The 22246-nt window shown below is 51.9% G+C and carries 21 protein-coding genes, 8 tRNA genes and 1 rRNA gene; 2 read left to right on the forward strand and 28 right to left on the reverse strand.

Annotated elements, in window-relative coordinates:
* Window positions 1-126: 126 nt before the first annotated feature.
* The 12 genes from trxB to ACFSUF_RS16535 form a co-directional block, all read right to left on the reverse strand.
* Window positions 127-1074 (reverse strand): thioredoxin-disulfide reductase, encoded by a 948-nt coding sequence (trxB, locus tag ACFSUF_RS16480; protein ID WP_377604408.1) that lies wholly within the window; start codon window positions 1072-1074, stop codon window positions 127-129.
* 48 nt (window positions 1075-1122) lie between these two features.
* A complete protein-coding gene (locus ACFSUF_RS16485) occupies window positions 1123-2865 on the reverse strand; it encodes a tetratricopeptide repeat protein (protein WP_377604410.1) in 1743 nt (580 codons plus the stop codon).
* Between the two features lie 150 nt (window positions 2866-3015).
* Entirely contained in the window at window positions 3016-3969 is a 954-nt protein-coding gene (locus tag ACFSUF_RS16490; RefSeq protein WP_377604412.1) for a ribose-phosphate diphosphokinase, read from the reverse strand.
* A gap of 134 nt (window positions 3970-4103) precedes the next feature.
* Entirely contained in the window at window positions 4104-4910 is an 807-nt protein-coding gene (gene hisJ / locus ACFSUF_RS16495; RefSeq protein WP_377604414.1) for a histidinol-phosphatase HisJ, read from the reverse strand.
* Between the two features lie 5 nt (window positions 4911-4915).
* Complete coding sequence (hisIE, locus tag ACFSUF_RS16500; RefSeq protein ID WP_377604416.1) at window positions 4916-5605, reverse strand: bifunctional phosphoribosyl-AMP cyclohydrolase/phosphoribosyl-ATP diphosphatase HisIE; 690 nt, start codon at window positions 5603-5605, stop codon at window positions 4916-4918.
* Window positions 5602-6360 (reverse strand): imidazole glycerol phosphate synthase subunit HisF, encoded by a 759-nt coding sequence (hisF, locus tag ACFSUF_RS16505; RefSeq protein ID WP_377604418.1) that lies wholly within the window; start codon window positions 6358-6360, stop codon window positions 5602-5604. Before hisF ends, hisIE begins: the two co-directional genes overlap by 4 nt.
* A gap of 5 nt (window positions 6361-6365) precedes the next feature.
* Window positions 6366-7103: a 1-(5-phosphoribosyl)-5-[(5-phosphoribosylamino)methylideneamino]imidazole-4-carboxamide isomerase gene (gene hisA / locus ACFSUF_RS16510; protein ID WP_377604420.1), complete on the reverse strand. Its 738-nt coding sequence runs from the start codon at window positions 7101-7103 to the stop codon at window positions 6366-6368.
* A gap of 16 nt (window positions 7104-7119) precedes the next feature.
* A complete protein-coding gene (gene hisH / locus ACFSUF_RS16515; protein WP_377604422.1) occupies window positions 7120-7737 on the reverse strand; it encodes an imidazole glycerol phosphate synthase subunit HisH in 618 nt (205 codons plus the stop codon).
* Window positions 7737-8339, reverse strand: a complete 603-nt coding sequence (gene hisB, locus ACFSUF_RS16520; RefSeq protein ID WP_377604425.1) for an imidazoleglycerol-phosphate dehydratase HisB — start codon at window positions 8337-8339, stop codon at window positions 7737-7739. The genes hisH and hisB overlap by 1 nt, the downstream gene beginning before the upstream one ends.
* Window positions 8340-9629, reverse strand: coding sequence for a histidinol dehydrogenase (gene hisD / locus ACFSUF_RS16525; protein ID WP_377604428.1), 1290 nt, complete (start codon window positions 9627-9629; stop codon window positions 8340-8342).
* Between the two features lie 42 nt (window positions 9630-9671).
* Window positions 9672-10310 carry an ATP phosphoribosyltransferase gene (gene hisG, locus ACFSUF_RS16530; RefSeq protein WP_377604430.1) on the reverse strand — a complete coding sequence of 213 codons (639 nt, stop codon included), beginning with the start codon at window positions 10308-10310 and terminating at the stop codon, window positions 9672-9674.
* Window positions 10311-10331: 21 nt separating this feature from the next.
* Window positions 10332-11513 (reverse strand): ATP phosphoribosyltransferase regulatory subunit, encoded by a 1182-nt coding sequence (locus ACFSUF_RS16535; protein ID WP_377604432.1) that lies wholly within the window; start codon window positions 11511-11513, stop codon window positions 10332-10334.
* A gap of 245 nt (window positions 11514-11758) precedes the next feature.
* On the opposite strand from ACFSUF_RS16535, the gene ACFSUF_RS16540 reads away from it, so the two are divergent.
* Both ACFSUF_RS16540 and ald read left to right on the forward strand, forming a co-directional pair.
* Window positions 11759-12979 (forward strand): PucR family transcriptional regulator, encoded by a 1221-nt coding sequence (locus ACFSUF_RS16540; protein WP_377604434.1) that lies wholly within the window; start codon window positions 11759-11761, stop codon window positions 12977-12979.
* 115 nt (window positions 12980-13094) lie between these two features.
* Entirely contained in the window at window positions 13095-14210 is a 1116-nt protein-coding gene (gene ald, locus ACFSUF_RS16545) for an alanine dehydrogenase (protein WP_377604437.1), read from the forward strand.
* A gap of 119 nt (window positions 14211-14329) precedes the next feature.
* On the opposite strand, the gene ACFSUF_RS16550 is transcribed toward ald, so the two are convergent.
* The 16 genes from ACFSUF_RS16550 to ACFSUF_RS16625 all read right to left on the reverse strand — a co-directional run.
* Window positions 14330-14806, reverse strand: coding sequence for an acyltransferase (locus ACFSUF_RS16550; RefSeq protein ID WP_377604439.1), 477 nt, complete (start codon window positions 14804-14806; stop codon window positions 14330-14332).
* 30 nt (window positions 14807-14836) lie between these two features.
* On the reverse strand, window positions 14837-15481 hold the full coding sequence (ppaX, locus tag ACFSUF_RS16555; protein WP_377604441.1) for a pyrophosphatase PpaX: 645 nt from the start codon (window positions 15479-15481) through the stop codon (window positions 14837-14839).
* A gap of 54 nt (window positions 15482-15535) precedes the next feature.
* Window positions 15536-16600 (reverse strand): prolipoprotein diacylglyceryl transferase, encoded by a 1065-nt coding sequence (lgt, locus tag ACFSUF_RS16560; RefSeq protein ID WP_377604443.1) that lies wholly within the window; start codon window positions 16598-16600, stop codon window positions 15536-15538.
* Between the two features lie 45 nt (window positions 16601-16645).
* The gene (gene hprK / locus ACFSUF_RS16565) at window positions 16646-17584 is read right to left on the reverse strand and encodes an HPr(Ser) kinase/phosphatase (protein ID WP_377604445.1); all 939 of its coding nucleotides are present in this window, start codon (window positions 17582-17584) and stop codon (window positions 16646-16648) included.
* Between the two features lie 161 nt (window positions 17585-17745).
* Window positions 17746-18855, reverse strand: a complete 1110-nt coding sequence (locus tag ACFSUF_RS16570; RefSeq protein WP_377604447.1) for an ABC transporter ATP-binding protein — start codon at window positions 18853-18855, stop codon at window positions 17746-17748.
* A 91-nt stretch (window positions 18856-18946) separates the two neighbouring features.
* Complete coding sequence (locus tag ACFSUF_RS16575) at window positions 18947-20032, reverse strand: PucR family transcriptional regulator (RefSeq protein WP_377604449.1); 1086 nt, start codon at window positions 20030-20032, stop codon at window positions 18947-18949.
* 101 nt (window positions 20033-20133) lie between these two features.
* Entirely contained in the window at window positions 20134-21072 is a 939-nt protein-coding gene (locus ACFSUF_RS16580; protein WP_377604451.1) for an MraY family glycosyltransferase, read from the reverse strand.
* A gap of 165 nt (window positions 21073-21237) precedes the next feature.
* Window positions 21238-21310, reverse strand: a tRNA-Lys gene (locus ACFSUF_RS16585).
* 27 nt (window positions 21311-21337) lie between these two features.
* Window positions 21338-21423 (reverse strand) — tRNA-Tyr (locus ACFSUF_RS16590).
* A 13-nt stretch (window positions 21424-21436) separates the two neighbouring features.
* A tRNA-Phe gene (locus ACFSUF_RS16595) sits at window positions 21437-21509 on the reverse strand.
* A gap of 27 nt (window positions 21510-21536) precedes the next feature.
* Window positions 21537-21613 (reverse strand) — tRNA-Asp (locus ACFSUF_RS16600).
* A gap of 27 nt (window positions 21614-21640) precedes the next feature.
* Window positions 21641-21716, reverse strand: a tRNA-Thr gene (locus ACFSUF_RS16605).
* 5 nt (window positions 21717-21721) lie between these two features.
* Window positions 21722-21797: transfer RNA gene (locus tag ACFSUF_RS16610), tRNA-Val, on the reverse strand.
* Between the two features lie 40 nt (window positions 21798-21837).
* Window positions 21838-21914: transfer RNA gene (locus tag ACFSUF_RS16615), tRNA-Met, on the reverse strand.
* Between the two features lie 35 nt (window positions 21915-21949).
* Window positions 21950-22040: transfer RNA gene (locus ACFSUF_RS16620), tRNA-Ser, on the reverse strand.
* 81 nt (window positions 22041-22121) lie between these two features.
* Window positions 22122-22246: ribosomal RNA gene (locus tag ACFSUF_RS16625) — 23S ribosomal RNA — on the reverse strand; the annotation flags it as partial.

Here is a 22246-nt window from a genome sequence, read left to right on the forward strand (position 1 = left end):
AAAATAATTATTCTGTACCCACTATAAGCTAACCCCTGTGGAAGGTCAAGGCATTCCGGGCGCAGGCATCACGAAGCCAAAGAAGGCGCCACCCGCTTGCCGCGGCTGGCGCCTTCCCACCTTGTTTTAGAGCGATACGCTCCAGTCATGTACGATATGGCCATCCAAAAACTTTTCGCAATCCAGTGCGGCCATGCAACCCGACCCTGCAGCCGTAATAGCCTGGCGGTACTTATTATCCTGAACGTCGCCGCAGGCGAAAACGCCCGGTATGTTAGTCTCGGTTGTGCCCGGCTTTACCTTGATGTAGCCGACCTCATCGGTTTCGATCTGGCCCTCTAAGAATTTCGTATTCGGGGTATGGCCGATCGCTACGAAAATACCGTCTGTTTCCAGAATTTCTTCTTCGCCCGTTGCATTGTTACGGACTTTCAGGCCGGTAACGCCTTTCTCACCCGCGATGACTTCAAGCGGAATATTGTTAAGGCTCCATGAAATTTTCTCATTCTCGCGTGCGCGGTCCTGCATGATCTTGGAAGCCCGCAATTCCTCTCGGCGGTGAACAAGACGTACATTGGAGGCAAACTTTGTAAGGAAATTGGCTTCCTCCATAGCGGAATCTCCGCCGCCTACAACGATGATCTTCTTGTTGCGGAAGAAAAACCCGTCGCATGTGGCACAGGTGCTCACTCCGCGGCCTACATTTTCGCGTTCGTTCTCAATACCCAAATACTTAGCGGAAGCTCCTGTGGAAATGATGATCGATTCGGCAACCAATTCACCCATTCCTTCCACTTGGAGCTTAAACGGACGCTGGGACAGATCTGCTTTATTTACCCAGCCAGTGCGGAATTCCGCACCGAAGCGCTCGGCCTGCTTGCGCATGTTAGCCATCAGTTCCGGCCCCATAATACCGTCAGGAAAGCCCGGGAAATTTTCAACATCAGTAGTCGTCGTAAGCTGACCGCCCGGCTCAGGCCCTTCGATAATCAAAGGGTTCATGTTCGCGCGCGCGAGATAAATAGCTGCCGTTAGTCCGGCCGGGCCGGTACCGATAATAATCGATTTGTGCATAGAAATTGCCTCCTATAGATAATTTGCTCTATGTTAGAATGCTGAGAATCAAAGCTTTTCATTAAACTTCCTGAAGATGGCCTCCATCTTCTCGCGGATACCGCAAGCTTCGTCCATCAGCTTCACATACTTGCTGATTGTGGTTATCGATGCGCCGTAAATCGTGGCTACTTCATGGTAGGAAATGGTCCGGCGATGCATCTTTGCCGTTAAATATTCCAGCGCAGCGGCCCACCCTTCTTTCTTACCCACTTTCGGCACATTCGGGTAAACCCGCGATAAATATTCTACCCATAAAGTCTGAAGATCGTGCTGCTGTACCATATCGTACCGCTTATCCATCTTGCTGAGCGCCATTTCCATCACGGATTGCCACTGCTCCTCCCACACGGGAAGGTTGGGCGAGAGCGTCATCGCATGGACCACGGTCGGTTTCCCTTCCAAATGGGCATGAATCGGCTCTTTCATGCCAATGGTACGAAGAACGAAAATGGCCACCTTCTTCAAATACTCATCTTCGTCAGGTTCCAGGATGAAAGCGCGCAAGGCGTCTTTCACCTCTCCATCGGCCAGCATGCCCAGCGCCTGAATGACCTGAAGCTTCGTTTCATGATCCCCGTGCCTCAACGCCCAAAAGAAGGACGAACGGACGAGGGGATCCCGCTTCATGTGATCCGGAATGCCGTCTTTGGAACGCTCCAGCAGCTGAAACTGTTCCTCAAACGGAAGATGGTAGTGATAATTCAGCGGACATTTCGTCTCTTCCAGCCGGATCTTCTGAAGCTGGCTCATGAAGAACCGGGGAATCTCCGATTGCGGATCAAGCTTCTGGGTCTGCAGCCAATGCCTTGCAGCATCATCGTAGCGGCCGATATTACAAGCTGCAACGGCTGTGTAATGGTGCAGGCTCGGGTCCCCATAAGCCTCGCCGTCCTTCAGCAAGCGGCGGAAATGGCGGTAAGCCGTCTCATGTTCTCCTAGAATCCCCATCGTTGTAGCAAGCTTAAACACATGCTCCTGATGGAACGGATAGGTTTTTTTGAGCAGGTAGGTCAGCTCAGCCAATTCATCTTTTCTATCCATATGCTGATAGAAAATAGCCAGATTGCAGAGGGCATGCAGATTGCCCGGCTCCATCTCCAATACCGTATGGATCGCCTCGATGGACTTTTCGAAATATCCCATATAATAATAGGCCAGCGCAAGGTTATTGCGGGCTGCCATGAAATCTGTGTGCTGTTCAATCAATTTCTCCAGAACGCGGACCGCTTCGCCGAACTTGCCCTCTTCCAGCAGTGCACGGGCCCGGTCATGCTCGTTCAGTCCCTGCCTGCTCTTAATAACGGCTTTCTTCGCCGGACGCTCCAGTTCAAAGCTCAAATATTCCATCATCTCTTCGGCTTCCTCGAGATACTGGCCTTCCTCATCACGTTCCAGATACCGGATCAGTTCGCGTTCCGCAGCTTCAAAATGTTCCATGTTCGCGTAATTGTTAGCCATGTAGAAATAACATTCCGTCATGGTAGGATCAATCTCCGCCAATATGTTATGTAAAATGCGGTTCGACTCTTCATAGTTGCCAAGTTCGGACAGGATGCCGGCCATATTGCAGTGATTTACCGGATTCTCCGGTTCATACTCGGCGGCCCGCCGAAAATATTTCAATGCCTTATCGTAATGAAACCGATCCATCGACTGAACGGCACGCTCGAAGAAGAACGCTGCGTCCATACGCACGGAAATCACTTTAGGCTTCGCAGGTTTCGCTGCAAGCTTCGTTTCTTTATTCATAAGGCACCTCCGGTTGCTTTCATTTTGAGTTGGTCCATAAGCCAAAGTATATCATAGTTCTTACCGTTTACCTAAGTTTTTGACTTGTGAAACGAACCCCTTAAACGCGAATACAGGTGCCCGGAGGGCACCTGTCATGAGGTTCGGAGCTTATAGTCCGCCGTTATTCTTGAACAGCGTGCTGATAGATCCGCCTTGAAGAATGATTTGGATGGCATCCGCCAGCAGGTGAGCGATGGAAATGACTTTAAAGCGGTCCGAACTGTCACGCGGCAGCGCGATGGAGTCGGTTACGACGACTTCCTTGATGTTCGGATGGTCCAAGCGCTGAATCGCCGGGCCCGAGAAGACGGCATGAGTTGCGCACACATACACGTCATTGGCTCCTCTTTCCTTCAAGCCTTCTACTACATTTACAATCGTGCTGCCCGTGTCGATCAAATCTTCGATAATAATCGGTGTCTGGCCTTCTACTTCACCGATAACGTGCGTAATGACGGATTCGTTATGGGCAGGGCGCTTCTTAATCATAATCGCAAAAGGAGAATCCAGATAATTGGCCAGCTTCTCCGCCGTTGCCGCGCGTCCTGCGTCAGGAGACACGACAATCGGATTCGGGATATTCTTCGCCTTCAGGTAATCGCTGATCAGGTCAAGCGCCGTCAAATGATCCACCGGAATGTTAAAGAACCCTTGGATGGCCGGAGCGTGCAGATCCAGTGTAATTACACGGGTAGCGCCGACCGTTGTCAGGACGTCGGCCACCATCTTCGCGGAAATCGGTTCCCGCGGAGCCGCTTTACGCTCCTGCCTTGCATAGCCATAGTAAGGAACAACAATATTTACGGTTTTGGCGGACGCTCTCTTTGCTGCATCGATCATGACCATCAGCTCTACAAAGCTTTCGTTAATCGGGTGCGAGAAGGACTGCACCAGGAACACGTCGCAGTTCCGGATGGACTCTTCATAGTGCACATAAATTTCTCCGCTTTTAAAACGGGAAAGCTTAATTTTGCCTACCGGCTGACCTAGTTCCCGGCAAATGCGTTCGACCAGTTCCGGATTCGAAGATCCGGAAAAAATACGTATCTTATTGTCGTTCAACTTAAAAACCCTCCTAAAGAGATTGTAAGAAAAGAAATCCTTGAAAAATTCGCATCATGTCGAAAAATATATGGGAAATAGGACTTACGAATTTATTGATTTACAGCTCTATTATACATTGAATTTACAATAATTCAAAAATCGACACAAAATCGTCGTCTTTGTCGAAATGTAGCCAGCTGAGTATATCCAATCTCTTTCAGGAGGGTACGGGCCTCTTCCAAATACTGGCCGAGCCGCTCTGGTTGATGGGCGTCAGATCCAACGGTAACGGGAATTCCTATGTGATAAGCATATTCAAGCATACGCCTGCTTGGGAACATTTCTGCAACGGGCGTCCGCAGGCCGGAAGCGTTTAATTCTATGGCAAGGCCCGCTTTTTTGACTGCATCCAAAGCATCGTTCTCCAATGGGGTTACATCCTGTTCCGGCTTATACCCGAACCGCTTGATTACGTCTATGTGCCCTATGTAATCATACATGCCGGTTGCCGCCGCCTTCTTCACTGCATCATAGTATTGTTCATACACGCTATGGATATCCTTGTTCTCCCAACCGGCCGTCTGTCGGAAATCAGTAATATCCCACTCCCCCAGAAAATGGACCGAGCCGATCACATAATCCCATGGATAGCCTTCCACAATGCGCCGGATCTTCTCTTCATGCCCCTCTATATAATCCCCTTCCAGGCCGATGCGGATATCGATCCTGTCTTTGTACTTCTCTTTCAACGCCAGGCATTCTTCAAAATAGGAAGGGAGCTCTTCCATCGGCATGGCCATTTCGGGCAGGTACTCCGCAGGGTTAACGTGAAGCAGCGGCATGTGATCGGAGAGCCCAAGCTCTTGTAATCCGATCTCTATGCCGCGCTTTACGTACTCCTCAAGGCTGCCTTGCGCATGCCCGCACCTTGCATGGTGGGTATGGTAATCGATCAGCATCTTGACTACTCCTTGTTTGCTTTCGGTTTATGATGGCGGTTGCCCAGCTCTTTCATTACATCGTCCAGCGGAAGCTTCTGCTCGCGCAACAGAACAAGCAGGTGATAAAGCAAATCGCTTGCTTCATACCGCAGCTCGTCTTTGTCGCGGTTTTTGGCGGCAATAATGACTTCTGCCGCTTCTTCGCCGACCTTCTTCAGGATTTTGTCTACACCCTTCTCAAACAAGTAGGTAGTGTATGCACCTTCCGGACGTTCCGCTTCCCGCTCCGCAATCAGCGACTCCAGGGACGCCAGAATGCCGAACCGCTCCGTTGCGGTTTCAGAGGAAAGTGACCCAGCCCCCGGCTTTCCGTCATGTATGGGGATCTCGTTATGGAAGCAGGTATATTTGCCGGTATGGCATGCAGCTCCTTGCTGCTCCACAAGCACCAGCAGCGTATCTGCATCGCAATCGTAGCGGAGCGACTGGATACGCTGTGTGTGCCCGCTAGTTGCGCCTTTATGCCACAACTCCCGGCGCGATCTGCTCCAGAACCAGGTTTCACCGCTCTCTATGCTAAGCTTTAAGGACTCCTCGTTCATATAGGCAAGCATCAGCACTTCTTTGCTGGCCGCGTCCTGCACGATGGCAGGGATCAGACCGTGAGCATCCCACTTGATCTGTAAATCCGGGTTAGCCGCTTCGTTCGTCATCGCACTTCCACTCCCTTTCTGCGCAGATCTTCCTTCACTTCCTGAATCGCTATTTCTTTATAATGAAAAATCGTTGCCGCAAGCCCCGCATCAGCGTGCCCTTGGGTGAAAATCTGTTCGAAGTGTTCCACTCTGCCTGCACCGCCGGAAGCGATGACCGGAATTGTAAGCAAATCGGAAACAGCCCGGGTAAGCTTTACGTCGAATCCGTCTTTGGTTCCGTCGGCATCCATACTGGTCAGCAGGATTTCGCCCGCACCTAGCTTCTCCGCTTCTTTGGCCCATTCGAGCGCTTTGATACCCGTAGCATTGCGGCCGCCATGCGTGTACACTTCCCACTCGCCCCAAGCGTCGTTGTACTTGGCGTCAATCGCCACCACAATGCATTGGGAGCCGAATTTGCGCGCGCCGTCCTTTACCAGGTCCGGGTTGCTCAAAGCTGCGGTGTTGATCCCGATCTTATCCGCTCCCGCCCGGAGAATCCGCTTCATATCTTCCACTTGGGAAATCCCGCCGCCCACCGTAAAGGGAATCGTAATCTCGCCGGCTGTGCGTTTCACGACTTCGATCATCGTGGCCCTGCCCTCAACGGAAGCCGAGATATCGAGAAATACAAGTTCATCCGCGCCTTCCCTGTCATACAAAGAGGCCAGTTCCACCGGATCCCCGGCGTCACGCAGGTTCACGAAGTTGACTCCCTTGACTACCCGGCCGTCTTTGACGTCGAGGCAAGGAATGATTCTCTTGGCCAGCATACCGTTTACCTCCGTTCCAGTTCACGTACCGCTTGGGACAGCTCGATGCTGCCGGTATACAGCGCTTTGCCGACGATCGCTCCGCCAACGCCTTCCTCCCGGTGCCCCGCAAGCCGCTCCAAGTCGCCAAACCGGCTTACGCCGCCCGAAGCAATGACCGTTTGACCGGATACCTTCGCCAAAGACACAATCGCTTCCACGTTCGGTCCGCCCATCATGCCGTCTCGGGAAATGTCGGTGAAGATGAAGGTTTTGGCTCCATACCCGGCTAATTCTACTGCCAGATCCTCAGCCTTTACTTCCGAAGTCTCAAGCCAGCCGCGGGTAGCTACATAGCCGTCACGGGCATCCAACCCGATGGCGATGCGTTCACCGTATTCCTGCAGCACTTTACGGACAAACGCCTTATCTTCAATGGCAGCCGTACCCAGAATAACTCTGGAAACGCCTAATGTCAGCAGCCGCTCCACATCTGCCTCCGTCCGCAGGCCTCCGCCCATCTGCACAGGTACGCTGACGCTGCGCGCGATTTCACCGATCAGCTCGTCGTTCACCGGATGCCCGGCTTTAGCCCCGTCCAGATCGACCAGATGGATCCAGGAAGCGCCTTGCTCTTCCCATGCTCTGGCAGCCGCTCCCGGATTCTCGTTATAGACTGTTTCCTGATTATAATCGCCTTGCACTAGGCGGACGCATTTCCCGCCCCGGATATCGATTGCCGGATAGATGATGAATGATGACATGCCTTCTCGCTCCCCTTTATACCGCTGCTGTGGATTCAGCCAGCTCTAAGAAATTCCGCAGCAGACGCATGCCTGCTTCGCCGCTTTTTTCCGGATGAAACTGCATTCCGTACACATTATCCCTTCCTACCACGGCTGACACCGGCTGATGGTAATCCGTCACGGCCAGCAAATCTTCCTCCCGGTCCGGAAGGACATGATAGGAATGGACAAAATAAACGTGGCCGTTGCCGGTCCCTTCAAGCAATGCCGAGCCTCTCTTCGCTTCCAGCCGGTTCCACCCCATATGCGGTACCTTGTAGCTGCCTTGGAAGCGGACAACGCTGCCGGGAAGCAGTCCCAGCCCCCTATGATCCCCGTATTCTTCGCTGCGGTCGAACAGAAGCTGCATGCCCAGGCAGATGCCGAGCAGAGGCTTTCCGGATGCGGCATATTTGCGTACTGTCTCTTCCAGGCCGGTTACCCTCAAATTTTCCATCGCATCGCCAAAAGCCCCCACACCGGGCAAAATAGCTCCGTCCGCCGCCAGAATTTCCTTTTCGTCGGAAGTAACCAGCGCCTCAAACCCGAGCCTCTCCACGGCTTTGCTAACGCTATGCAGATTGCCCATGCCGTAATCGATAATGGCGATCATTACAGCACTCCTTTCGTCGAAGGCACTCCTTGCACCCGCGGATCGATGCTCGTTGCCTCGTCCAAAGCGCGTCCAAGCGCCTTGAATACCGCTTCGATCATATGGTGGGTATTTTGTCCGTAATGTACGATCACGTGCAGCGTAATGCGGGCCTCCAGCGCCAGCTTCCACAGAAACTCATGAACCAGTTCCGTAGAGAAACTGCCTACTTGCTGGGAAGGGTATTGGGCTCTGTATTCAAAATGCGGCCGGTTGGAAATATCGATCACTACTTGAGCCAACGCCTCGTCCATAGGCACAAACACACTCGCGTAGCGCTTGATGCCTTTCTTATCCCCTAACGCTTCGCGAAGCGTCTGGCCGAGACAAATGCCGATATCCTCCACCGTATGGTGGTCATCGATGTCTACATCGCCTTTGGCCTCGACTTTCAGGTCGAATTGTCCGTGTTTCGTAAACAGATCCAGCATGTGGTTCAAAAACGGCACATCCGTTTCAATCTCCGCTTTCCCCGTCCCGTCGACACCGAACGACAATTGAATGTCCGTCTCGTTCGTCTTCCGGGCTATGCTCGATATCCGTCCGTTTTCCTGCTCTGCCATTTACAGTTTCCCTTCTTTCTGCAATCGGATCTCAATGGCTCTGGCATGTGCCTCCAAGCCTTCGTGCCGCGCTAATGTCATAATCTTGTGCCCGTTCTCGAGCAAAGCCTCTTTGCTATAGTAAATCATGCTGGATTTTTTCATGAAATCATCCACGTTGACCGGCGAGGAGAACCGCGCCGTGCCGTTGGTCGGGATAATGTGATTCGGCCCTGCAAAATAATCCCCGACCGGCTCCGAACTGTACGCGCCGAGGAAGATGGCGCCGGCGTTCTCGATCTTGCCGAGCAGGCTCATCGGCTCGGCCGTCATCAGTTCCAGATGCTCCGGAGCCATCTGGTTGATCAGGCTGACGCCGTCTTCGATCGTGTCCACGATCAGCACGGCGCCGTAGTTATCGATCGACTGCCGCGCGATATCCCGGCGCGGCAGAAGCTTCAGCTGTCGCTCGACTTCGAGAGCGACGGCCTCCGCCAACTTGGCCGACGGCGTGACGAGAATGGCGGAGGCCATCTCGTCATGTTCCGCCTGCGAAAGGATGTCGGCCGCGGCGTATGCCGGGTCGGCCGACTCGTCGGCCAAGATGGCGATCTCGCTCGGGCCGGCGAAGGAATCGATGTCGACTACGCCGTACACGTGCCTCTTGGCCAGGGCAACATAGATGTTGCCGGGGCCAAAGATCTTGTCGACGCGCGGAATCGACGCCGTGCCGTAAGCGAGGGCGGCGATGGCCTGCGCCCCGCCCACCCGGTAGATCTCCTTGACGCCGGCTTCCGCCGCAGCGACAAGGATATACGGGTCAATGCCCGCGGTTCCGCCGGTAGCAGGAGGCGTCACCATCACTATCTCCGGCACGCCTGCAACCTGTGCCGGAATCACATTCATCAGCACCGAGGACGGGTACGCCGCCTTTCCGCCGGGAACGTAGACCCCAACCCGCTTCAGCGGGCGGATAATCTGGCCCAGCACCGTTCCGTCCGGCTGCAGGTCCATCCAGGACTGGCGCCTCTGTTTCTCGTGAAACAGGCGAATATTGCCAGCAGCCTCACGCAAGGCAGTCAGAAACTCTGGCTCCACCCTGCCGTAAGCGGCCTGCACTTCTTCCTCCGTTACCCGCAGCTGACCAGCTTCTACTTTAACCCGGTCGAACTGTTCGGAGAACCGGGCCAACGCCGCGTCTCCATCTTGTTTCACCTGCGCTATTATGGATCGGACCGCCTCATTCTGCTCGGGCGTCCCCTGCTCCACATCACGATTTATTTTGAACTCTTTAGCCGACATGACACGCATGAAAAGGCCTCCTCTTGTCTCCGGTACTTCCGTTGTGCTGGCTTACGCTTTTCCGATAGCTCCAATGATCGGCTGAAGCTGGTCGCACAGCTTCTGAATCGCCTGATTCTTCATCCGGTAACTGACACGGTTCGCGATGAGGCGGCTTGTAATCTGAAAAATCTCTTCCATTTCCATCAAACCGTTTTCCCTGATCGTCTGCCCTGTTTCCACCATGTCCACAATGCGGTCCGCAAGCCCGATCAGCGGTGCCAGTTCAATAGAGCCGTTCAGCTTGATCACATCCACCTGCTGCCCCCGTTCGCGGAAGTACTGCGAAGCCACGTTAGGATACTTCGTCGCCACCCTCGGATGCATGACCGGCTTCCAGTCCGGCATTCCGATAACCGACATCCGGCAGCGGGCAATTCCTAAATCCAACAGTTCGTACACATCTTTATTCTCTTCCATCAGCACGTCCTTGCCGACAATCCCGATATCCGCTACCCCGTATTCGACATAAGTCGGGACATCGACAGGCTTAGCCATGATAAACTCCATACCCGCTTCGGGAACAGGAATGATCAGTTTGCGGGAGTCGTCAAAATCCTCGGGAATCGGCAGCCCCGCCTCACGGAGCAATTTACAAGCCTGTTTGTAGATCCGCCCTTTGGGCATTGCCACCTTCAACACGTCCTGCATACGAATCGCAGCCTCCTTCCTTTACTTAAACACGACCACGTCACTGTACCGTCCGTCAGCCAGCCAGTCCCGCCGCTCCCCCGACTCTCCATCCGCCAGTACCCGCGTCTCCACCATCTCTTTGCCCTCGGAACGGCGTTCCTCCGCATAGACCAGGGCATCCCGGCGAGCCGGGGAGCTGTAAAGCACGAGTACTCTGCCGCGCTCCTCCCGGTCTGCATAACGGGACGACACTTCCAAAATCCGCGTAGTCTTTAAAGCAAACCCCGTTGCCGGTGCGGGCCGTCCAAACTGCTGCAGCAGATTGTCGTACCGGCCGCCGCTGCATACGGGAAATCCAAGATCAGCTGCATAGCCTTCAAACGTCATGCCCGTGTAATATGAAAAGTCTCCGATCATCGTCAGATCGATGGAAACATCCTCGCATACCCCATAATCCTGCAGAACTTCCCATACGCTGCACAAATGCCTGATCGATGCCTGCGCCTCCGGGTTGCTGCTAAGCATAAGCGCTTGGTCGCAGACCTCCTGGCCGCCCCGCAGCCGGAGAATCCCTTCAAGCTCCCCTCGCACCGCAAGGTCTAAATCCAAAGTGCCAAGCAGTGTTTTGTACCCTACATAATCACGGTTCAGCAAGAGCTCTTTCAGCGCTTTCTGTTCCTCAATTCTGCCTTCCAGAGCTTCTTCCAGCAATCCGTTCAGGAACCCGACATGGCCCATCGCAATTTTAAACTTCGGTACCCCGGCGGCTTTCAGTGAAGCAATTGCCAGCGCCACAACCTCGGCATCCGCTTCAGGCGTTTCGTCTCCGACCAGCTCTACTCCTGTCTGGAAAAACTCAGCCTCACGGCCCGCTTCTTCTTCAATTGAACGAAAGACGTTAGCGTGATAGGAGAGCCGGATCGGGAAAGGCTCCTCCTTCAGTAAAGAGGATACCACCCGCGCAATCGGTGCCGTCATGTCTGAGCGGAGCACAAGCGTCGTACCCCGGTTGTTCAGCAGCTTAAACAGTTTTTTGTCGGAAGTGGAGCTCGCAACCCCCACCGTATCGTAGTATTCCATCGTAGGCGTCAATATCTGGCGGTATCCCCAGCTCTCCATACAAGTCAGCACACTGCGCTCAATGGAGCGGAGCTTAGCGACTGCCTGCGGAAGGTAATCCTTCACACCTACGGGTTTCTCAAACACTTTCGGCTTCGACATCGTACACCTCGTTATTGGGAATGTGGCTCTTGATTCATCATCTATAATTTCACAAACGCTTTAACACGCTACCATGCTACCAAAATAAAGAATTATCAGAATTTTATCACGTATCCCTTGCCCCGTCAATTCACTTGCTACCCCTATAAACCAAAAATAATAATTGAACAGTGGCAGATTCTCCTGCGATTCTCTACAATAATTAGTAGATTCTATCCTTTCTATTGTAAGGAGTTTTTTTCCATATGCCTACCCCCTCACATTCCGCTGACCGCAGCTTCGAATCCTTGGAACAACTGGCCGACTACATAGGTGATACATTGCAATGCCCTGTTACGATTGAGGACTCCGACCATCGCCTGCTTGCCTACAGCACGCATGGGCTTCATGCCGATTCCGCACGAATTGCCACTATAATCGGACGCAGAGTTCCTGAACATGTTATTGCGAATTTGTGGAAGGAAGATATTTTGCCACGCCTCATCACGGATCCTCTCCCATTACGGATTCCTGCAATTCCCGATATCGGGCTGGGGAGCAGAGTAGCTGTTGCTATCCGAAAGAACGACGATGTGCTGGGCTATATTTGGCTCGTAGAACAACAGCCTTTGGGGAATGATGAATTCATCCTGTTACAGCAAGCCGCAGCTGCAGCCGTACCTAAACTTTTGCAGCACCGGAATGCCAACCGCCGAAACCTGGAAAACCGCCAGGACTTTTTTTGGCAGCTGCTGACGAGCCATTTGAAATCTCATGAATATATTGTAGAGAGAGGCCGCGAGCTGTCCATCCCTCTCCCTTCAGTGTACCGTATTGCCGTACTGCAAACCGACGCGCCCGTTACAAGCCACCATTGGGGCCAGCTTAACTATATACTGAGCACCGCAGGATCGGTCAATATTCCGCTAATGACTTCCGAGGGCTCGCATTTTATTCTTCTGACGGAAGCGGCGAAAGACAGGAGTGTGGCTGAGTCTTTAGTTCTCTTTTTACAAAAAGCCATGCTCGAACGCTTTCAGGTTCCTCTGATTTCTGAGGGGTTCAGTGATGAATGCAGCGATTACAGCCTGATTTCCGCCAAATATATAGAAGCGCTCAGCGTCATCCGGTGCCGTCGGCAGTTTCCTCAGCAAGCCCGCCGTTTCCTGCTTCATGCAGACCTTGGCTTTTATCGGGTTCTGCCTGCAATTGTGGAACAGAACCGTGCAGAGGGTTATGCCAATCCGATTCTGTCCAAGCTTCGAATTTACGACAAGGAACATCATGGGGCGCTGACTGAAACGCTGCTTGTATTTCTGGAATGCGATTGTCATATCAAAAGAACGGCCGAAGCGCTTCACCTTCACACCAATTCCCTCAATTACCGGCTCAAGCGCATTGCGGAAGTCAGCGGGGCGGATTTGGAGAATATGGACCAGAAAGTGACGTTATATTTGGATCTGAAAGCGGAAATGGTAAACACATAAAGCATTTGTTGGTTTTGCACAAGCGGCCGCTTTGGTTTTCTCACTTCTTCACAATGCTTGCCCGCTCACAACTGCTTATACTAACGTGTAGAACAAGCTTAGGGAGGTTGCCGTGATGATTATAGGAGTACCGAAAGAAATTAAAAACAATGAAAACCGTGTGGCTATTACCCCGTCGGGTGTTGCGGCATTTACAAAAGCAGGACATGATGTGCGGATTGAACAAGGAGCCGGAGCCGGCAGCGGCTTCACAGATGAAGCTTATCAGGCGGCAGGCGCTCAGATGGTAGAGCGCGCGGAGGAAGTGTGGGCGGCTGCGGAAATGGTAATGAAGGTAAAAGAACCGCTCGCGGCGGAATACGGTTATTTCCGGGAAGGATTGATTTTGTTCACCTACCTGCACCTTGCGGCAGAACCGGCCCTTGCCAAAGCACTTACGGAAAACAAAGTTACAGCCATCGCCTATGAAACCGTCACTGTAAACGGCACCTTGCCGCTATTGACGCCTATGAGCGAAGTAGCCGGCCGGATGGCCGCTCAAATCGGCGCTCAAATTCTGGAAAAGCCTCATGGCGGAAAAGGAATTCTTCTGGGAGGCGTTCCTGGCGTCCGTCCCGGAAAGGTAACCATCATAGGGGGCGGAGTCGTCGGCACCAATGCTGCCAAGATCGCCGTTGGCTTTGGAGCGGATGTTACCTTAATCGACCTGAATCCGGAGCGCCTGCGTCAACTGAACGATATTTTCGGCCCTTCCTTAACGACATTAATGTCTACACCGCATAACATTGCCGAAGCTGTGGCGGAGTCGGATCTTGTCATTGGGGCCGTACTAATCCCCGGCGCCAAGGCGCCGAAGCTCGTCAGCGAAGAGATGGTCCAAGCGATGCAGCCTGGCTCCGTTATCGTAGATGTCGCAATCGATCAAGGCGGTATCTTCGAGACCGTCGATCATATTACCACCCACGATAATCCGACTTACACCAAGTACGGCGTCCAGCATTACGCCGTCGCCAACATGCCCGGTGCCGTACCGCGCACATCCACGATCGCCTTAACGAATGTAACGCTCGGGTACGCGTTACAAATCGCAGGCAAGGGTGTCGTGCAGGCGGTCCGCACGAACCCGGCCCTCGCCCTCGGCGTCAACACCGCCGCCGGCTCGGTCACTTACGAAGCGGTCGCCCGGGACCTGGGCTACCCCTTCGTCGCCATCGAGGACTTGCTGCGCTAGTCCCCGCACAACAAAGCCCCCGAGGGGCCTGGACAGAGCTCATGCTCTCCAGGCCCCTCGGGGGCTTTTCTCACGGCTGTACCGCCATCCGGCGGTGTCAGCCGTTTCAACCTTGCGGGCTACCGCAGGCTGCGCAGCGGGTTGCCGCCGACAAAGGCGCCGGCCTCTACGTCGCGGTGCACGACGGACCCGGCCGCAACTACCGCGTTGTCGCCGATTGTCACGCCCGGCAGCAACGTACAGTTGGCGCCGATCATGACGTTCGAGCCGATCACGACGTCGCCGAGACGATATTCCCGCGTAAGGTACTCATGCGCGAGAATCGTCGTGTTATAGCCGATGATCGTGTTGCTTCCGACCTTGATCCTCTCCGGGAAGAACACATCCACCATCACCATCAGGGCAAAAGCCGTATGCTCTCCGACCTTCATGCCCAACAGGTTCCGGTAGATCCAATTTTTCATCCGCAAGGACGGCGTATAGCGAGTAATTTGGATGCATATGAAATTCTTAACGGCCTTAAACCGGCTAACCGTGTGGTATATTTGCCACAGCGCATTCGGGCCGTCGACCGGATACCGCTCGGTATTTCTCAAGAGACTCCGCTCCTAACTCATCCGTTCCGCTTAATTGCTTCCTTCCACAAGTTCCAGCAAGTCACGCATATCGTGTATGATGTGATCGGGATTGTAGGAACGCAGATGCTCTTCCCCTTTAAGTGACCAGGCCACTCCGATCGAAGTGACGCCGGCGTTCTGGGCTGATAAAAGATCGGCCGAGCTGTCTCCGACCATAGCAGTCGCAGAAGCGTCAGCCCCTAGTGCTTCAAGTGCCTTTTGCACAGGCTCGGCATGCGGTTTAGGATGTGTTACATCATCAATCGTCACGATCACTTCCATATACTCGTATAACCCGAAAAACCTCAGCGCCCGTTCTGTCGTGAGCCTCATTTTCGTCGTCACTACTCCCATACGGATTCCTCTGCGGTGCAATTCCTCCACCACATCTTTTACATATGGGAATTCCTCGACCATCTCGTCATGCCTTTGTAGATTGTAGGCCCTATAAACAGCGACCAGATCTTCTACCGTGTTTCGACCCGAAAATATGCGCATTTGCTCGTCCAAAGGCTTGCCCATATGGGGAATGATGTGTTCCCTTGTAAATTCGGGCGGCACAATGCCTGACAATGCATTCATGAAAGAAGCGATGATCAGCTCGTTCGTGTTTATGATCGTTCCGTCTAAATCAAAAAGTACTGTTTTTATCATAACTAAATTGTAATTCCTTCCTCGAGGTGCAAGGCTGATGAGTTTCAGCCGCCCCTATCTTTCTTTCTCGTCTTTGCTGCCTTCCGTACCGCTGCCTGTATGGCCTTTCCCTGTCGCCGGCGTATCGTTCACATGCGGGATGAATACCGCGCCGGGAAGCGCCTCATCACCTGTTATGCCTTCGGCTGCGGCAGCCGTTTCATCCGCTGGCTTGGCGTCTTTAGACGATACGATCGGATCGGAGTATCGCGCATTGGCTTTGCCCGTAGAACGGCGGTATACGATCAGCAGTATGGCTGCAATAATAATGATCACCGCTAATAACTGCGAAATCCTTACATTTCCATATTCCATATGCCCTGCCTCGAACAATGCGGTCATCGGTGACCAAAGAGCGTTCATCAAATTCGCAAGACCCTGCGGCGCATCAAAAGCCAGGCTGTCCGTGCGGATCCCCTCGATAAAGAAGCGCCCGATCGAATACCAGATAAAATAGCTTAGGAACAGCTCCCCTGCACGAAGGAATTTCTGTCTCCTAAGAACAAATAACAAAAGAATCCCGACCAGATTCCACACCGACTCATACAGGAAGGTCGGATGATAAAACTGCCCGTCGATATACATCTGGTTCACAATGAAGTCCGGCAAGTGGAGCGTATTCCGCAGGAAGGATTCCTCCACCGGACCGCCGTGCGCTTCCTGGTTTATGAAGTTGCCCCAGCGTCCGATCGCCTGGCCGGCGAGCAGAGAAGGAGCCGCGATATCCGCAATCCGCCAGAAGTTATATCCCTTGCGGCTGATGTAGAAATAGGCCCCGATAATCGCCCCGATCAAGGCACCGTAAATTGCGATCCCGCCCTGCCAAATGGCGATGATTTCCCCCGGATGCTCCCGGTAATAATCCCATTTAAAGCCCACGAAATAAATACGTGCCCCTACAATGGCGGAAGGGACGCCCACCAGCAGCAAATCCATGAAAAAATCCGGAACGATCCCGAATCGTTTCCCTTCCCGGATGGCCAGCAATAACCCTACAAGCGCCGCCGTCCCGAGAATGATGCCGTACCAGTGGACAGAAATCGGCCCTAAATGAAAGGCAATATTATTTAATGGTTCCACCTTGTTTCACGTCCTTATCCGTTCTATAGGATTTGAGTTATCCGCTTAATCCATATCGTCCATTTCTTCGGCGATGGTTTCCGTAAGTTTATTCGTAAATTGCAGCGCCGCATTATAGCCCATCCGCTTCAACCTGAAGTTCATTGCCGCCACTTCAATAATAACGGCCAAGTTTCGCCCTGGGCGTACAGGTATCGTTACCAATGGTACGTTAGTTTCAATAATCTTCGTCGTTTCCTCATCCAGCCCCAGCCTGTCATACTGCTTATCCTGCTGCCATGTTTCCAGTTTCACAACCACGCTGATGCTCTTCACATTCCGGATAGCGCCGGCTCCAAACAGAGTCATCACGTTAATGATCCCAACCCCGCGGATCTCAAGCAGGTGCTTTATCAGCTCCGGCGCATTTCCGTGCAGGACATTATCCGCAGTCTGCCTTATTTCCACCGCATCATCCGCAATCAGCCTGTGCCCGCGTTTCACAAGTTCCAGCGCGGTTTCGCTTTTCCCGATCCCGCTGCTCCCCGTGATCAGCATACCCACTCCGTATACATCTACCAAGACCCCGTGGATGGTTGTCGAAGGCGCAAGCTTATTTTCCAGAAAGTCCGTTATTCGGCTCTCCAACACCGTGGTAGGCGCATTGCTCCGGAGAAGGGGTACCCCCTTTAAATTGGAGGCATCCACGATTTCCTGCGGGATGTCCATTCCTCTTGTGACGCAAATACAAGGCGTCTCTTCAGCGCAAAGGCGTTGAATCCTGTCTATCCGGTCTTCCTGCGACAAGGTTTCGAAGAACGTCAGCTCCGTCTTGCCCAGAATTTGTACCCGCTCTTTCGGATGGTATGTAAAGTATCCCGCCATCTCCAGCCCCGGTCTGTAGAGGTCCGCGACGGTGATATACCGTTTCACTCCCTGTTCGCCGGCAATCAGCTCCAGCTGGAACCGTTGAATCAATTCAGTGACTTTTACGCGTTTCGCCATATGCTGCTCTCTCCAATCTATGGATTGCCATTGTACCCATCGTAATGGATATGGCTGCTTTTTTCAACTGATAAGCCCCGGATTGCCCAATATCCGTTTACCACTTTCAATATATAAAAAGACCGGAATACCTAAGTATCCCGGCCTTGCTCGTTTCTATCTTATAGAGCCAATTCGGTCTCTTTGTCGAAGATATGGATCTTGTTCATGTCGATCGCCAGTTTCACGTTGTTGCCCTCTTTCAGGCCGGAACGTCCGTCTACACGAGCCGTTACAGTTCCGCTTCCCAGTCCTACCAGGGAAAGAAGCATTTCGTGCCCCAGGTTCTCAGCTACTTCGATGTGAGCATTCACGATGCTGTTCGGAGATGCTTCAAGGAAGATAGCTTCTTCGTGAAGATCTTCAGGACGAATGCCCAGAATCACTTCTTTGCCGATGCCTCTTTCACGAAGTGCTTTCGCTTTGCCTTCAGGAATGATTACGTCGATTCCTTTAGTCTTGAAGCGAAGTTCTCCGCCTTGTTCGGACAGTGTTCCGTTGATGAAGTTCATCGAAGGAGATCCGATAAAGCCTGCAACGAAGATGTTAACTGGGCTGTTATACAGCTCAGTAGGCGTTGCTGCCTGTTGAATGATACCGTCTTTCATAACTACGATACGGTCACCCATCGTCATAGCTTCTACTTGGTCATGCGTTACGTAGATAACGGTTGTTTCCAAGCGTTTCGCCAGTTTGATGATTTCCGCGCGCATTTGTCCGCGAAGTTTCGCGTCCAAGTTGGAAAGAGGTTCGTCCATCAAGAATACTTGCGGCTCACGCACGATCGCACGGCCCAAGGCCACACGTTGACGCTGACCACCGGAAAGAGCTTTCGGTTTGCGGTCCAGCAAGTGTTCGATATCTAGAATTTTAGCCGCTTCGCGAACGCGCTTGTCAATGTCGGCCTTCTTGAACTTACGAAGCTTCAAGCCGAACGCCATGTTCTGGTACACGTTCATATGCGGGTATAGTGCGTAAGATTGGAAAACCATCGCGATGTCGCGATCTTTAGGAGCCACGTCATTTACAAGACGGTCGCCGATGTACAGATTGCCTTCGGAAATTTCCTCAAGGCCTGCGATCATACGAAGTGTAGTGGATTTACCGCAACCGGAAGGACCAACCAGTACCAGGAATTCTTTATCCTTGATATCCAAGTTAAAGTCTTTAACCGTTACGAGATCGCTACCGGGATATTTCTTGAAGATATGTTCTAAGCGTACGCCTGCCATGAGTAAGTTCCCCCTAAACATGAATTATTTGTTGTACCCCTATCTTACCTCAGCGCTTACATTCTGACTATGCACAAACTCTACAAAAAAATTACTTCCTTTTCGTTACTTTGTACAATAGGAGGGAAATCTTCACGAGCACCGCATGGGAAAAGTTACGGACATCCAGACCCGTCTCCTGTTTAAACTTATCCAGCCTGTACAGCAGCGTGTTTCTATGAATATAAAGTTTCTTTGCCGTTTCGCTGACATTGCAGTCCAGCATGAAAAACGTCTCCAGCGTGGCCAGCGTTTCCGAATCGATGACATAATCGAATCCTTTGAGCACCTGCTCCATGAACTGCTGTTTATTCCCTTCCGTAATGCCGCTGAGCAGCCGTTCCAGACGCAGTACCCAGGAAACGTGAATGTTCGAACCCACATTGAACTTCCGGCCTAAAGCTACAGTTTCTCTTAATTCCGTCACAGCCGCTAAAAGAGATTTGGCTGGAACCATCGGAAAATGAACGGATAGGTGACATTCCGGCACCCATTCGCTGGCAATCATCTCATATAAGCCTGAACACAGCGACGTAAGGCTTTCCTCCTGCGTTTCCTCGGGACCATCGTCTTTGGAGTCTTCCGCAGCATTTTGAACAAGTGATTCTGAAGCCAGTATAAGCCATTCTTTTTCAAGCAAAGGCACGAGTATAATATCCTCATCAAAAAACGCTTCCAATAACCGTTTCAGCTCTGCATACGAATTATGGCCCGGCTCGGAATCGTCCGCATAGAGCAGCAAAGGTATTTTTGAAACATAAAGTTTGTTCATGGCAGCCAATGCATCCGGAAGGTCGGTATGAACGATATTTTTGTGAAGGCTTTCCACGATCCATTGTCCCAGCTGCTGTGCTGCAAATTCCTCATCATTGTGCGGATCCGCAATGGTTACCTGTTCCCTGTAAGCCAGAATAGACAGTTCCATCAGAGACCGTTCGGATTGGGAAATCAGTCCTTCATCCACTTCAAAAGCCGCAACCCTGCCGTCTTCCAGTGTGTACAAAGGAAACAGGACCTGATGATCCTGCACAAAGCTGCTTCCTCTCTCTTCAGGAATCTGCGCTTCGTGGATAAAGGTCAGTGTAACCGGAGCCGTAAGTATAAGTTCGAGTTTCTTGCGAATTCGTTCCCAGTCCATGTTCTCTCCGATCCCTATCGTTTATTTATGATCTGCTGCTATTGTAACATGCCAAAAACCCCTTCAGCAAAAACACCGAAGAGGCTGACCCTAATTCCATTTTAACTAAATAACAACAGGCTTACGATGGAGAGAAGTGCGAATAACACACCTATGAGATATAAAAAGGATACGGTTTGGGTCTGGGTCAGTCCCCACTTCATCAAGGAATGATGGGTATGGAGCTTGTCCGCTTTATGTAACCCTTTGTTCTCTAGAAAACGTCTTGTGAACACAATCGCCGTATCCAGAATAGGCACACCTAAAGCCAATACCGGTACCAATAGTGTTTTAAAAGCTCCATCTACAGCAGTCAGCGCCAAGGCATATCCCAAAAAAGTTGCACCGGCATCGCCGAGAAAGATTTTGGCCGGATGAAAGTTAAACACCAGAAATGCAATGCACCCGCCTGCCAGTACAGCGGCCAGTAAAGCCGTCCCCTCTTGCCCGTGATACAAGGATGCAGCCAGCAAAGTAAGGGAGGAAATTAACGCAATCCCAGTAGCAAGTCCGTCTACGCCGTCGATAAAATTCATCATGTTCGTGAGTGAGAATAACCAAAGGATCGTGGCTGCGATTACCATCCATTGAGGGAAAAAGTAATAAGCCCCTCCGTCAAACCAGTTTGTCATGCCCCTGATCTCAAGACCGTACCATAAAGGAACGGTGGAAACTAACAAATAAACAACCAATCTTGGCCAAACCGCAAAATCTTTCCCGCGGGTTTTGTACCAATCGTCCGTTAAACCGATACAAACTAACAGAAACCCTCCTGTAAGCAAGGATAGGGTTCGGTCCGTCCAACCGTCAAAAGCGATCATGGTAGCCATTACCCCGATAAAAATAGCTGCGCCGCCAAGCAAAGGAATAGGAACAGAATGAATTTTACGTTGATTTGGACGATCCACAAAGCCTGCTTTCACTGCAACCCGACGCATAATCGGAACTAAAAGCAGAACAACGGCCAAACAGATAACGAACGGAATCACGACTGAAGCCATCGGGGCCGCCCCCTTTTGCATAAAGTAACTAGTACCTATGCTTTCCTAAAATGGTTCACTGCATGCAGCCATCAGCGTGTAAAATAAAAAACCTCCGGATTCCATAGGAATCCAGAGATTAGTGGCAAAGAGTATGAGGTTGTTCAGATCTCATAAGATAACAAGTGAGCCATGTAGGACTCGAACCTACGACACCCTGATTAAAAGTCAGGTGCTCTACCAACTGAGCTAATGGCTCTCAATATAACCGATGATAAGTGCAAAATGGTGGAGGATGATGGATTCGAACCACCGAACTCGTCAGAGAGCAGATTTACAGTCTGCCGTGTTTAGCCACTTCACTAATCCTCCGCAAAAAGAAAGGTGGCTTGGGACGGAATCGAACCGCCGACACGAGGATTTTCAGTCCTCTGCTCTACCGACTGAGCTACCAAGCCATAAACAATATTCGGTTGGTGAAGTAATGGCGGAGCCGACGGGATTCGAACCCGCGGTCTCCTGCGTGACAGGCAGGCATGTTAGGCCTCTACACCACGGCTCCATGTCATTAGCTTCAAGTAAAAATAAGTGGTGCCGTCGAGAGGACTTGAACCCCCAACCTACTGATTACAAGTCAGTTGCTCTACCAGTTGAGCTACAACGGCAAGTATGGTGGAAGCTGAGGGGATCGAACCCCCGACCCTCTGCTTGTAAGGCAGATGCTCTCCCAGCTGAGCTAAGCTTCCATAATCATGAATCTATGAAACAATTTTCAAAAGAAGAAAGTGGTAGCGGCGAAGGGGATCGAACCCCCGACCTTACGGGTATGAACCGTACGCTCTAGCCAGCTGAGCTACACCGCCATATTCTATAAATCTATTCAGGTAAAGCAATCAACTGGCGGAGAGAGAGGGATTCGAACCCTCGCACCACTTACGCAGTCTAACCCCTTAGCAGAGGGTCCCCTTGAGCCACTTGGGTATCTCTCCAAATTATGAGTTGCTTTGATCCCTGAAAACTGGATACGAATTGAAGTGTAAGTCTGCGCAGACTCTGTTGATTCAGAGTATTTGGATAAGCCCTCGACCGATTAGTATTCGTCAGCTCCATGCATTGCTGCACTTCCACCCCAAACCTATCAACCTCGTCGTCTACAAGGGGTCTTACTAGTTGGGAAATCTCATCTTGAGGGGGG

The organism is Paenibacillus gansuensis (assembly GCF_042684925.1).
Lineage (GTDB): Bacteria > Bacillota > Bacilli > Paenibacillales > DY6 > Paenibacillus_N > Paenibacillus_N gansuensis.